At 72.0% G+C, this 13176-nt stretch carries 10 protein-coding genes; 4 read left to right on the plus strand and 6 right to left on the minus strand.

Translation table 11 applies throughout. From position 1 onward, the window contains the following. Window positions 1-542: 542 nt before the first annotated feature. The gene (locus tag ACIQFZ_RS11775) at window positions 543-2411 is read left to right on the plus strand and encodes a hypothetical protein (RefSeq protein ID WP_402691160.1); all 1869 of its coding nucleotides are present in this window, start codon (window positions 543-545) and stop codon (window positions 2409-2411) included. 122 nt (window positions 2412-2533) lie between these two features. On the opposite strand, the gene ACIQFZ_RS11780 is transcribed toward ACIQFZ_RS11775, so the two are convergent. Next, the gene (locus ACIQFZ_RS11780) at window positions 2534-2890 is read right to left on the minus strand and encodes an iron-sulfur cluster assembly accessory protein (protein WP_006135694.1); all 357 of its coding nucleotides are present in this window, start codon (window positions 2888-2890) and stop codon (window positions 2534-2536) included. Window positions 2891-3213: 323 nt separating this feature from the next. On the opposite strand from ACIQFZ_RS11780, the gene nadA reads away from it, so the two are divergent. Next, window positions 3214-4407 (plus strand): quinolinate synthase NadA, encoded by a 1194-nt coding sequence (nadA, locus tag ACIQFZ_RS11785; RefSeq protein WP_365426615.1) that lies wholly within the window; start codon window positions 3214-3216, stop codon window positions 4405-4407. A 101-nt stretch (window positions 4408-4508) separates the two neighbouring features. On the opposite strand, the gene ACIQFZ_RS11790 is transcribed toward nadA, so the two are convergent. The 5 genes from ACIQFZ_RS11790 to ACIQFZ_RS11810 form a co-directional block, all read right to left on the minus strand. Beyond that, entirely contained in the window at window positions 4509-7628 is a 3120-nt protein-coding gene (locus tag ACIQFZ_RS11790; protein ID WP_402691136.1) for an efflux RND transporter permease subunit, read from the minus strand. Window positions 7629-7838: 210 nt separating this feature from the next. Further along, window positions 7839-8522 carry a response regulator gene (locus tag ACIQFZ_RS11795; RefSeq protein ID WP_383056150.1) on the minus strand — a complete coding sequence of 228 codons (684 nt, stop codon included), beginning with the start codon at window positions 8520-8522 and terminating at the stop codon, window positions 7839-7841. Then, on the minus strand, window positions 8519-9739 hold the full coding sequence (locus tag ACIQFZ_RS11800; RefSeq protein ID WP_402691137.1) for a sensor histidine kinase: 1221 nt from the start codon (window positions 9737-9739) through the stop codon (window positions 8519-8521). Before ACIQFZ_RS11800 ends, ACIQFZ_RS11795 begins: the two co-directional genes overlap by 4 nt. Before the next feature lie 172 nt (window positions 9740-9911). Next, entirely contained in the window at window positions 9912-10190 is a 279-nt protein-coding gene (locus ACIQFZ_RS11805) for a hypothetical protein (RefSeq protein ID WP_361409400.1), read from the minus strand. Between the two features lie 56 nt (window positions 10191-10246). Then, complete coding sequence (locus ACIQFZ_RS11810) at window positions 10247-11044, minus strand: PspA/IM30 family protein (RefSeq protein WP_172632992.1); 798 nt, start codon at window positions 11042-11044, stop codon at window positions 10247-10249. Window positions 11045-11329: 285 nt separating this feature from the next. On the opposite strand from ACIQFZ_RS11810, the gene ACIQFZ_RS11815 reads away from it, so the two are divergent. Beyond that, a complete protein-coding gene (locus tag ACIQFZ_RS11815) occupies window positions 11330-11929 on the plus strand; it encodes a DUF3043 domain-containing protein (protein ID WP_361409397.1) in 600 nt (199 codons plus the stop codon). A gap of 83 nt (window positions 11930-12012) precedes the next feature. Continuing rightward, window positions 12013-12723 (plus strand): methyltransferase domain-containing protein, encoded by a 711-nt coding sequence (locus ACIQFZ_RS11820; RefSeq protein ID WP_365422503.1) that lies wholly within the window; start codon window positions 12013-12015, stop codon window positions 12721-12723. Window positions 12724-13176 lie beyond the last annotated feature (453 nt).

Genomic DNA, 13176 nt, shown 5'->3' on the forward strand with positions numbered 1-13176 from the left:
GCCGGCGTACGGACTGGGACCTGACCGGCGCAGGGACGGGACCCGACCGGCGTACGCAAGGGAACCGCGCGCTCCCTCGCCGCGTCCCATCGCTGTCCCCCTCCCGGGGGATGCGGGATACGACCCACCGGCCGCCGCTTTGTCAGGGTCCGGTCAGGGTTCGGGAACAGCACTTGCGCAGCCGAAGGAGCGATGCGGTGAACACCGAGCGACCCGACCACGACGACGAGTCCACGGGCACCGCCGAGGAAGTCCGGGACGAGGGGAAGACCTCGAAGCCGGAGGCTTCGGGTTCGGGGTCCCAGGCCGGGTCGGAGACCGGCGCCAAGGGCGGGGCCCAACCCGAGGCCGGGTCCGGGCCTCGGTCCGAGCCCGAGGCCGGGTCCGGGTCCGGGGCCCAGTTCGGGGCCGAGCCCGAGGGGCCCTCCAAGCCCGAGCCCAAGGGCCAAACCGGGTCCGAGCCCGCGGCCGAGGCCGGCTCCAAGGCCGAGGCCCGACCCGAGCCCAAGCCCCGGTCCGAGCGCGTGGCCGGGTCCGGTTCCATGGCCGGGGCCGGACGCGGGGTCAAGTCCGGGGCCGAGGCCGGTTCCGAGTCGGCGAGCGGGACCGGGGACGCGGTCACGCAGGCGTCGAAGGGCGCGAAGGAGGCCCACGGCCCGGATGGCGCGAAGGTCTCGGAGTCCCCGCAGGGACTGGTTGCCGCGGAGACCCCGCAGGGCCCGGGTGCCGCGCAAGTCCCGCAGGAGCCGGAGGGGTCGGTGGGCTCGGACGAGGCGCCGCAAGTCCCGGAGACCCCCGAGCCCCCGTATGTCCCGCACGTCCCGGAGGGGGCCGACGCCCCGGAGACCCCGCAGGTCCCCGAGGTCCCGAAGCCTTCGCGAGTTTCTGAGGTGCCGGATGTCACGGGAGCCCCGGAGCACGACGGCCACCCCGGTGGGAGGCGGGCCCGGGGACGGTCGCCTGTGGTGATCGCCTCCGTTGCCGCCGCCGTGTTGCTGGTGGGCGGCGGCGGGGTCGTGCTCGCCGCGGATCCCGGTGGGCGTACGGGCGGGGCGGCGGCGCCCGGTGGGCACGGGACCCCGCGGCCGCTCGTCCTCGACGGGTACTCCGCCCCGGGCGCCGGCGCCGGTGACGGCGGTACGAACGGAATCGCGCCCGGTGAGCCCAACCCCTACGGCACGACCTACCGGGTCACCGGGCCCCTGCCCGACGGACCCGGCTCCGCGCCGGTGTACCGGGCGCGGGGCGAGGTCACCCGGGACGAGGTGGCCAAGCTCGCCGAGGCACTCGGCGTCGACGGAACACCGGTGGCCGACGCCCAGGCGTGGCGGGTCGGGTCCGGGAAGGACGGTTCCGGGCCGGTCCTGCGCGTCGAGCGGACCGCGCCGGGGTCCTGGACGTTCAGCCGGTACGCGCCGGGCACCGACGACTGCAAGGGCGCGCTGTGCGGGCACGACCCGGCGGCCCCGCCCGTCCACCCGGTGAGCGCGGCGGCGGCGCTGAAGGCGGCGGCCCCGGTGCTCAAGGCCCTGGGACAGGACGACGCCAAGGTGGACGCGGCCCAGATCATGGGCGACCAGCGGGTCGTCAACGCCGATCCGCTGGTCGGCGGGCTGCCCACGTACGGCTGGACGACCGGCCTGAGTATCGGCCGGCAGGGCGAGGTGATCGGCGGCAGCGGTCAGCTGAAGGCGCCGGTGAAGGGCGACACCTACCCCGTGCTGAGCGCGCGCAGGACGCTGGACCTGATGAACACCGCCCCGCGGGCCGACCACCGCATGGGCATCGGCGGCTGCGCCAGTCCCGTACCGCACAAGGACCGTCTGGAGGCGCCCTGCGGAACGTCCGGCTCCGACCCGGCCACAAAGGCGCCCGCCCCGGAGAACGCCGTCACGATCGGCAAGGCGGTCTTCGGTCTGGCCGCGCACTCCTCCGGGGGGCAGCGGATGCTCGTCCCGTCCTGGCTGTTCGAAGTACAGGCACCGGCCGGGCAGGGCGCCCGCACGACGGTGACGTACCCGGCCGTCGCCCCCGAGTACCTGACCTCGTCGGCGCCGCCGTCCGGGCAGTCGGGTCCGGAGCCGAGGGGCTCGGACGGCGCCCGGGTCACGCGTGACGTGAAGGTGACGGGCTACAGCACCGAGGGCGAGGAGCTGACCGTTCGCTTCGAGGGCGGGGTGTGCGCCGACTACCGGGCGTCGGCGCGGGAGAGCTCCGACCGGGTGACGGTCACGGTGACCGAGACCGCGTGGTCGGACAAGGTCTGCATCCTGATCGCCAAGGTGTACCACCGAACCGTGCACCTGGACCGGCCGCTCGGCGACCGGAAGGTGGTCGGCACGGACGAGCAGGCGATCCCCCTGGAGCGCCCGGGGGCACGGCTGCCGGGGGCGCCCTCGCTCGCCCGCTGACGTCTGCGGGGACCTGCGCGGATCTGCGGGACCAGAAGAAGCGGACCTGCGGGACAGGAAGAACAGGAAGGCGGCGGACCCGTGGAAGGGGCCGCCGCCTTCTGTGTCCTACCGTGCCCGGATCAGCTGAAGGAGTCGCCGCAGGCGCAGGAACCGGTCGCGTTCGGGTTGTCGATCGTGAAGCCCTGCTTCTCGATCGTGTCCACGAAGTCGATGGTGGCGCCGCCCAGGTAGGGGGCGCTCATGCGGTCGGTGACGACCTTGACCCCGCCGAAGTCCTTCTCCACGTCGCCGTCGAGGGAACGCTCGTCGAAGAAGAGCTGGTAGCGCAGGCCGGAGCAGCCGCCGGGCTGGACGGCGACGCGCAGGGCGAGATCGTCACGGCCTTCCTGGTCGAGCAGGGCCTTGACCTTGGACGCGGCGGCGTCGGTCAGAATGATGCCGTCGGTGACGGTGGTGGTCTCGTCCGATACGGACATCTACATCTCTCCCGGGTTGTACGGAGACTGCTTGCCGACGAGTGCAACCGGCAAGGCCGCGGAATCATTCCGGGCCGGGCGCGTGCTTTTTCTCTGCTCCAGGCTCGTCCACTTCATGCTCGCACACGGGTGGGAAAGCGGACAGCGGCCCGTGGACGGGGTCCGGCGGGGCCCGCCCGGGCCGGGACCTGGTACCGACCGGGTTCAGGCCGGTGCGGGCGGCCCGGATGCCGGGATTCACGTCACATGGACACTATGACGATCGTCAAAGTGACGTGAAGCAGCTATCATAGATAGCGTCAGTTCGACGAAAAGTAGAAAGGGTGCGTGTCGTGACCACCGCCCAGACCCAGGACCTCGACGTCCAGCCGACGCCGCTCGCCCTCCTGCTCCTCGGCCGCGAGGCCGACCCGAAGAGCGAGCGCGGCGTCGAGTGCCCCGGTGACCTGCCCGCCCCGTCCGACCCGGACCTGGTGGCACGGGCCCGCGCGGCCAAGGAGAAGCTCGGCAGCAAGGTCTTCGTGCTCGGCCACCACTACCAGCGCGACGAGGTCATCCAGTTCGCCGACGTCACGGGCGACTCCTTCAAGCTGGCCCGGGAGGCAGCCGCGCGCCCGGAGGCCGAGTACATCGTGTTCTGCGGTGTGCACTTCATGGCCGAGTCCGCGGACATCCTGACGTCCGACGCGCAGAAGGTCGTCCTGCCGGACCTGGCGGCCGGCTGCTCCATGGCCGACATGGCCACGGCCGAGCAGGTCGCCGAGTGCTGGGACGTGCTCACCGAGGCCGGGATCGCCGACCAGGTCGTCCCGGTGTCGTACATGAACTCCTCCGCCGACATCAAGGCCTTCACGGGCAAGCACGGCGGCACGATCTGTACGTCGTCGAACGCCGAGCGGGCGCTGGAGTGGGCCTTCCAGCAGGGCGAGAAGGTCCTGTTCCTGCCCGACCAGCACCTGGGCCGGAACACGGCCGTACGGGACATGGGCATGTCGCTGGACGACTGCGTCGTCTACAACCCGCACAAGCCGAACGGCGGACTGACCGCCGAGGAGCTGCGGGCGGCGAAGATGATCCTGTGGCGGGGCCACTGCTCGGTGCACGGCCGCTTCAGCCTGGACTCGGTCAACGACGTCCGGGAGCGGATCCCCGAGGTGAACGTGCTGGTGCACCCCGAGTGCCGGCACGAGGTCGTGGCCGCGGCGGACTACGTCGGGTCGACCGAGTACATCATCAACAAGCTCGACGCCGCGCCGGCCGGCTCCAAGTGGGCCATCGGCACGGAGCTGAACCTGGTGCGCCGGCTGGCGAACCGTTACGCCTCCGAGGACAAGGAGATCGTCTTCCTCGACAAGACGGTCTGCTTCTGCTCCACGATGAACCGCATCGACCTGCCCCACCTGGTCTGGGCCCTGGAGTCCCTGGCCGAGGGCAACCTGGTCAACCGCATCCAGGTGGACAAGGAGACGGAGGGCCACGCCAAGCTCGCCCTGGAGCGCATGCTGGCGCTGCCGTAGCGGCTCCGGCCGCGCACGGCGGTTCGTACGGGAAAGGCCCGGTCCACGAGCGTGGACCGGGCCTTCCGCGTTTGCTCACACGGTGCGCTTGCGCGGTGCGCTTACACGCCGGCGGGTTCCAGCACCTTCTCCTCGCTTGCCGCCCGCTTCGCCTCGCGCTTCTTCGCGCGGCGCTCCTTGCGGAGTTCGAGCATGGCGTAGAGCGTCGGGACCAGCAGCAGGGTGAGCAGGGTGGAGGTGATCAGGCCGCCGATCACGACCACGGCCAGCGGCTGGGCGATGAAACCACCCTCGCCGGTGACGCCCAGGGCCATCGGGAGCAGGGCGAAGATCGTGGCCAGGGCCGTCATGAGGATGGGGCGCAGCCGGTGGCGGCCGCCCTCCACCACGGCCTCGACGACCCCGTACCCGCGCTCGCGGTACTGGTTGACGAGGTCGATCAGCACGATCGCGTTGGTCACCACGATGCCGATGAGCATCAGCATGCCGATCATCGCGGGGACGCCCATCGGCGTGCCCGTGGCGATCAGCAGGCCGAGTGCGCCGGTGGCCGCGAACGGGATGGAGACCAGCAGGATCAGCGGCTGGACCAGCGAGCGGAAGGTCGCGACCAGCAGCATGAAGACGATCGCGATCGCCGCCAGCATGGCGAGGCCCAGGTTCTTGAAGGCGTCGTTCTGGTCGGAGGTGACGCCCCCGATCTCGGCCGTCGCGCCCGCGGGCAGCTTCAGCGAGTTGATCTTGGACTGAAGGTCCGCGCTGACCGCGCCGGTGTTGTCACCGGTCGGCTTGGCCGTGATCGTGGCGGCGCGCTGACCGTCGATCCGGGTCATCGACACCGGCCCGTCGACCAGCTTGACGGTCGCGATGTCACCGAGCTTCACCGGGCCGAGCCGCAGGTTCTTCAGCTCGGCCAGGGTCGTCGCCGGCTTGGCCGACCGGATGACGACGTTCCGCTCGGTGTCGTCCAGCATCGCCTTGGCCGCGGTGGTGCCCTTGACCGCCTGGGTGACGGCCATGCCGAGGCTCTGGTCGGTGAAGCCGGCCGCCGCCGCCTTGTCGTTGGCCCGCACCGAGATGCGCGGCACGCTCTGCGACAGGTCGCTGGTGACGTCGGTGACGCCGTGCAGCCCCGCGACCGCCGTGCGGACCTGCTCGGCAGCCCGGCGCAGCGCGTCGGCGTCGCCACCCTTGACGACCACCTTCAGGTCCTGGTCGCCGAAGCCCGCGCCGGCCGCGATCGTGGTGGTGCCGACGCCGGACAGCTTGTGCAGGCGGTCCTCGATGCGGGTGCGCACGTCGTCGGCGGACGCGGAGTCCTCGATCATCACCTGGTAGGAGGCCCGGTTGGTGTCCGTACCGCCACCGAAGGCCGCCATGAAGCCGGAGGAGCCGATCGTCACCTGGTAGTCCTTGACCCCGTCCACCTGGGCGAGCTCGCGCTCGACCTTGCGGGCCGCGGCGTCCGTCGACGCCAGGCTGGTGCCCGGCTTCAACTGCTGCTTGACGGTGAGGACCTTCTGCTCGCCGGGGTCGAAGAAGTTCGTCTTCAGCAGCGGGGTCATCCCGAAGGTGGCGAACAGGACGACGACCGCGATCAGCACGCTGGTCAGCCGCCGGCGGGTGGCGAAGCGCAGGACGGGGACGTAGAGGCGCTGGAGGCGGCTGGCGGCCTCCTTCTCCTCGGCCCGGCGGCGGGCCTCCTCGGCCTGGGCGGGCGTGCCCTTGGGCGCGCGCAGGAACCAGTACGACAGCACCGGCACGACCGTCAGCGACACCAGCAGCGAGGCCAGCAGGGCCGCGGTGACGGTGAGGCTGAACGGGCCGAACAGCTCGCCCACCATGCCGCCGACCAGGCCGATCGGCAGGAACACGGCGACCGTGGTGAGCGTGGAGGAGGTCACCGCGCCGGCCACCTCGCGCACCGCGGTGAGGATGGCCTCGCGGCGCTCCTCGCCGTAGCCGAGGTGGCGCTTGATGTTCTCCAGGACCACGATCGAGTCGTCGACGACCCGGCCGATGGCGATGGTCAGCGCGCCCAGCGTCAGCATGTTCAGCGACAGGTCGCGGGTCCACAGCACGATCAGCGCGAGGACCACGGAGAGCGGGATCGACACCGCGGTCACGAGCGTGGAGCGGACCGAGGCCAGGAAGGCCAGGATGACCAGGACCGCGAAGAGCAGGCCGAGCGCGCCCTCGGTGGTCAGGCCGTCGATGGCCTTGGCCACGGCCGGTCCCTGGTCGCTGACGACGGTGATCTTCGCCCCGGAGCCGAGGGCTTCGCGCAGGGCGGGCAGCTTGTCCTCGACCGCGTTCGAGATGGCGACCGCGCTGCCGTCGTGGTCCATGGTGACGACAACGGAGAGGCTCGGCTTGCCGTCGGTGCGGGTGATGGAGTCGGCCTTGGCCGGCTCCTGCTTGACGGTGGCGACGTCGCCGAGCCGGACCGGCTTCTTCGCACCCGGAGCCGCCCCCGGCCCCTCGCCGGCGACCATCAGGTCCTGGATCTGCTTCAGCGAGGTGAAGCCGCCGCCGACCTGGACGGTGCGGTTGGCGCCGTTCTCGTCGAAGGAACCGGCCGGGAGGGTGGCGCCGCCCGCCTGGAGGGCCTGGCTCAGGGCGGCGGAACTGAGGCCGGCCGCGGCGAGCTTCTTGTCGTCGGGGGTGACGGTGACCTGGAGGTCCCGTACGCCGTCGACGGTGACCTGACCGACGCCGTCGATGTTCTTCAGCTCCGGTACGACCGACTTGTCGAGCTGGTCGGCCAGGGCCTGCTGGTCCTTGTCGGAGGTGACGGCGAGGACCACGGTGGGCATGTCGTCGGTGGAACCGGCGACCACCTGCGGGTCGACGTCGCTCGGGAGCTGGGCGCGGGCCCGGTTGACGGCCTGCTGGACGTCGGCGACGAGTTGCTTGGTGTTGTTGCCGTAGTCGAAGGACGCCATGATCACGGCGTTGCCCTCGCTGGCCGTGGAGGTGAAGCCGGTGATGCCGTCGACGGCCTTGAGGTTGTTCTCGAGGGGTTCGACGACCTGCTTCTCCACGACGTCCGGGGACGCGCCCTGGTAGGGCGCCAGCACGGACACGATGGGGAGCTCGATGCTGGGCAGCAGCTGCTGCTTGAGCTGGGGTATGGCGATCGCCCCGAAGACGAGCGCGACGATCGACATCAGCCCGATCAGGGCCCGTTGCGCGAGGCTGAATCTGGACAGCCAGGACATGGGTCAGGGTCTCTATTCTGTGAGCGGCAGGCGGCACGGGCGCGCAGGGAGCGCCACCCTTACACCTTCGGGCACGCGCGGACGGCGATCCGTAGCCCCCTGGTCCATTTCCGCCCGCGGCTCCTACTCCCTGCGCAGTACGCGCGGGTGCCCGGCGCTCCGCCCGTGGATGTACCAGCCGTACCGGCCGGGCGCGGCCTCGGGGGACGCTCACTGCGGCCTGGGTCGCACCAGTCCGGACTCGTAGGCGATGACGACGAGCTGTGCCCGGTCGCGGGCGCCCAGCTTGGCCATGGCCCGGTTGACATGGGTCTTCACCGTCAGCGGGCTGACCTCCAGGCGCTCGGCGATCTCGTCGTTGGAGTATCCGCCGGCGACCTGGACGAGCACCTCGCGCTCCCGCACGGTGAGGGCGTCCAGCCGGGTGGGGCGGGCCCGGTCGCGGTCCTCGTCCGCCACGTCGCCCTGCGCGAGGAAGCGGGCGATCAGGCCCTTGGTGGCCACCGGGGACAGCAGCGCCTCTCCCTGCGCCGCGACCCGGATGGCGCTCAGCAACTCCTCGGGTTCGCTGCCCTTGCCGAGGAAGCCGCAGGCGCCCGCGCGCAGCGACCGCACCACGTAGTCGTCCACCTCGAAGGTGGTCAGGATGACCACGTGCACCTGGGCGAGGGAGGGGTCGGCGCTGATCATGCGGGTGGCCGCGAGGCCGTCGGTGCCGGGCATGCGGATGTCCATCAGCACCACGTCGGCCCGCTGCTCCTTGGCGAGCCGTACCGCCTCCGCGCCGTCGGACGCCTCCCCCACCACCTCCATGTCGGGCTCGGAGTCGACGAGCACCCGGAAGGCACTGCGCAGCAGCGCCTGGTCGTCGGCGAGCAGGACACGGATCGTCATGCGGGGTCCCCCGGGGCACGCGTACGGGTCTCGACCGGCAGGATCGCATGGACGCGGAAGCCACCGCCGTAGCGGGGGCCGGTGGTGAGGGCGCCGGCCAGGGCGGTGACCCGCTCGCGCATGCCCAGCAGCCCGTGTCCGCCGCCCGCCTGCGGCCCCGCGGCCTCGCCGGCCCCGTCGTCCAGGACCGTGATCTCGATGTGCGGTCCGACGCGTACGACGCTGACCTCGGCCTTCGCCCGGGTGCCTGCGTGCTTCTGCACATTGGTGAGGGCTTCCTGGATGACCCGGAACGCGGCCAGGTCCACGGCGGCCGGCAGGGTGGTGCCGTGGTCGGCGCGGGCGATCTCGACGTGCAGTCCGGCGCTGCGGAAGGTGCCGGCGAGCTCGTCGAGGCGGTCCAGGCCGGGCGCCGGTTCCGTGGGGGCCTCCGGGTCGCCGGACTGCCGGAGCAGGCCCACGGTGGCCCTCAGCTCGTCGAGCGCGGAGCGGCTGGCCTCCCGGACGTGGCCGAGGGCCTCCTTGGCCTGGTCGGGCCGCTTGTCCATGACGTGGGCGGCCACCCCGGCCTGCACATTGACCAGGGCAATGTGGTGGGCGACGACGTCGTGCAGGTCGCGGGCGATGCGCAGGCGCTCCTCGGCGACGCGGCGGCGGGCCTCCTCCTCACGGGTGCGCTCGGCGCGCTCGGCGCGTTCCCTGATGGCGTGCACGAAGGCGCGACGGCTGCGGACGGCGTCACCGCCGGCGGCGGCCATGCCGGTCCAGGCGAAGATCGCCAGGTTCTCCTGCGCGTACCAGGGCATCGGCCCGGCGAGCATGGCGGCGCCGGTCAGCACGGTCATGGTGGTCAGGCCCAGGCGCAGGGTGGTGAGGCGGTCGGTGGCGGCCGCGGCGGTGAAGAGGGCGACCACGGCGGACATGGCGACGGGGGCGCGGGGGTCACCGGTGACGAACTCGATGACGGACATGGTGCCGGTGACGGCGAGGACGGTGCGGGGGGCGCGGCGGCGGAAGACGAGGGCGGCGGCGCCGAGGACCATGAGGACCAGGCTGAGCAGCTCGGGCCGGCGTACCCCCCAGCTCACGACGTGGTCGCCGCGCGGGCCCACGAAGGAGCCGACCACCATGCACACGAGGACGCCGGCCGCGAGGGCCGCGTCCAGTGCCAGGGGGTGCGCCTTCAGCCGGCATCGGGCGCGGTCGAGGGTGGTCACGCCTGACAACGGTACGGGGTCGCGTGCCGCGGGGGGACGGCGGCGTCCCGCGCCGGTGCGGACCCTGGGACGGCTCCTGTCCGGGGGCTGCCGTGCTCCCCGGACAGGCTGTCCTTCCTCACCGGGCCTCGCCCGAGCCGCACCCGGGCCTCACTGCGGCCTCAACCGGTCCTCACCCGGGGATGAGGCCGTCGTCGCTCAGCAGGTCCCGGACCTCCTCCAGGGTGGCGTCCGCGGCGGGGAGGATCAGGTCGGACGGCTCCAGGGAGTCGTCCGGCACGGGCTCGCCCAGTTCGCGGACCCTGGACAGCAGGGCCGAAAGGGTGCGACGGAAGCCGGGACCGTCGCCCTTCTCCATCTCGGCCAGGAGTTCGTCGTCCAGCTTGTTCAGGTCGGCGAGGTGGCCGTCGGCCAGCCTCACCTGTCCCTCTCCCATGATCCGTACGATCATGTCGCCCTCCTAGGCGTGGCCCCGGCTGTCGGTGACATGGCGTGCCTCGACGCGGCTCACTGCTTGTCGAAGCGGGGGGTGTCCTGCGGCTGCTGCTGGGGCCGGCCCTCGCCCGTGCCGCCTTCGATCGCCTGCCGGTCCGCGGACGAGCCGCCGGCCAGCTCCGCCTTCATGCGCTGAAGCTCCAGCTCTACATCCGTACCACCGGAGAGCCGGTCCAGCTCGGTCTGGATGTCGTCCTTGGCCAGCCCGGAGGGGTCGTCCAGGGCGCCGGAGGCGAGCAGCTCGTCGATCGCGCCGGCCCGGGCCTGGAGCTGCGCGGTCTTGTCCTCGGCCCGCTGGATGGCCAGGCCGACGTCGCCCATCTCCTCGGAGATGCCGGAGAAGGCCTCGCCGATCCGGGTCTGCGCCTGGGCCGCCGTGTAGGTCGCCTTGATGGTCTCCTTCTTCGTACGGAAGGCGTCGACCTTGGCCTGCAGACGCTGGGCCGCCAGGGTGAGCTTCTCCTCCTCGCCCTGGAGCGTGGCGTGCTGCGTCTGAAGGTCCGTCACCTGCTGCTGGAGCGCGGCACGGCGGGAGAGCGCCTCGCGGGCCAGGTCCTCGCGGCCCAGCGCGAGCGCCTTGCGGCCCTGGTCCTCCAGCTTTCCGGACTGCTGCTGCAGCTGGTTCAACTGGAGCTCCAGACGCTTGCGGCTGGTCGCCACGTCCGCGACACCGCGCCGCACCTTCTGCAGCAGCTCCAACTGCTTCTGGTACGAGTAATCGAGGGTCTCGCGCGGGTCCTCGGCCCGGTCAAGGGCCTTGTTCGCCTTCGCGCGGAAGATCATCCCCATACGCTTCATGACACCGCTCATGGGCTTCGCGCGCCCCCTTCTGACGGACTCCAGCTCACAGCTCTGCGACAGAACCCACAGTACGGGCCCTGCGACCATTACCGCACTGTTCGGGAGCGGATACGGTCATCCCCGAGGACGACTGCGTCCGCTGTCGCTCCGGCGCAGGGAGGAGGTGTCCCCCTGACCACCGGGCGACGACGACGGTCGCGACGTCCCCTCTGCCCCCTACAGACGATCGGTGTTGCCGGATCGTTCCCCGCGGGACTGGGGTCCATGCGGGTCAAGCCCTTACCCTTGGGTTTTGTGTTCCGTAGCCGTGCCAAGGATGAGAAGACCCCGGTCGCCGACAAGGCACCGGTGAGCGTCTCCAAGCAGACCCGCGACCCGCAGGCCCCCAAGGGCCGCCCCACGCCCAAGCGGAGTGAGGCGCGCTCACAGCGCCGCAGTGTCGCCAACACGTCGATGACGCGCAAGGATGCCGCGAAGCGGCAGCGCGAGGAGCGCCGAGTCCAGTTGGAGCGGCAGCGCCAGGCGCTGGCGAGCGGCGACGAGCGCTATCTGCCGGCCCGCGACAAGGGCCCGGTCCGCCGGTTCGCGCGGGACTTCGTCGACTCGCGGTTCAACATCGCGGAGTTCTTCCTGCCGATGGCCGTGGTCATCCTGGTGCTGAGCATGATCCGGGTGCCCGCGCTGCAGAACATCGCGCTGCTGCTGTGGCTCGTGGTGATTGCCCTGATCGTGCTGGACTCGGCGGTCAGCGGCTTCCGGCTGAGGAAGCGCCTGAACGAGCGCTTCCCGGACCAGGGCAAGCGCGGTGCGGTCGCCTACGCCCTGATGCGCTCCCTCCAGATGCGCCGCCTCCGGCTGCCCAAGCCGCAGGTCAAGCGCGGGGAGCGGCCCTGAGCGCGACCGCTTTCTCCGAGGGTGCCGCGGACGCCTGGCTGAACAAACTGGGTGGGCTGCGTGACGTCGTACGACAGGAGCTGGTGGCCCGGCAGCTCGACGAGCAGATAGCCGGGCGGTTCCCGGTCGGGCAGCGGCTGCGGGTGCTCGACGTGGGGATGGGCCAGGGCACGCAGGCGCTGCGGCTGGCCCGGGCCGGGCACCAGGTCACCGGGCTCGAACGGGACCAGACGATGATCTCCGTGGCCCGTGCCTCGCTGGCCGCCGAGCCGGAGGGCATCCGGGCGCGGATGCGGATCGTCGAGGGCGACGGCCAGGACACCGGCGTGCACTTCCTGCCGGGCAGTTTCGACGTGGTGCTGTGCCACGGGGTGCTGATGTACGTAGAGGAGCCGGACCCGCTGCTCGCGGGGCTGGCGCGGATGCTCGCGCCGGGCGGCCTGCTGTCGCTGCTGGTGCGCAACGGCGACGCGCTGGCGCTGCGTCCGGGACTGTCCGGCGAGTGGCCGACGACACTGGCCGCGTTCGACACGACGGCGTACCGCAACCGGCTGGGGCTGGACGTGCGAGCGGACCGGCTCGCGCACCTGACGGCGACCCTCGCCGGGATCGGGGCGCCGCTGCGCACCTGGTACGGGGTGCGCGTCTTCACGGACACGGCGGCCGACGACGCGGAGCCGCCGGCCGACACCGAGACGCTGGAAACACTCCTGGCAGCCGAGGAACGAGCCGGCCGGACGGACCCCTACCGCGCGGTGGCGGCCCTACTGCACCTGTGCGGCGTACGCGGCTGACGCCGCCGCTCCCGCGCGGGGCGCGCCGCCGACGACGAGCCACACCCTGTGCGGGGGCATCGCTGACGACCAGCCGCGCCTGTGGAGGGTACGGCCGCCACTCGGCCGTACCCGCGGGGGTCCTCCCGCCGACAACCGGCCGCACCCGTGCGGAAAGCGCAGCTGACCACCGGCCACACCCGTACAGGGCCGCCGCAGACACCCCGACCGCACCCGGGCAGGGTGCGCCCTGACCACCAGCCGCACCTGTGCCGAGTGGGCCACTGACGACCAGCGCACCCATGCGGAGACGCCGCCGACAACCGGCCACACCCGTGCAGGGAGCGCGGCAGACCACCGGCCACACCGCGGGGGCACCGCAGACACCCCGACCGCACCCGGGCAGGGTGCGCCCTGACCACCAGCCGCACCTGTGCCGAGTGGGCCACTGACGACCAGCGCACCCGTGCGGAG

This window comes from Streptomyces sp. NPDC093064, from assembly GCF_044754605.1.
In the GTDB taxonomy this organism is placed as follows: domain Bacteria; phylum Actinomycetota; class Actinomycetes; order Streptomycetales; family Streptomycetaceae; genus Streptomyces.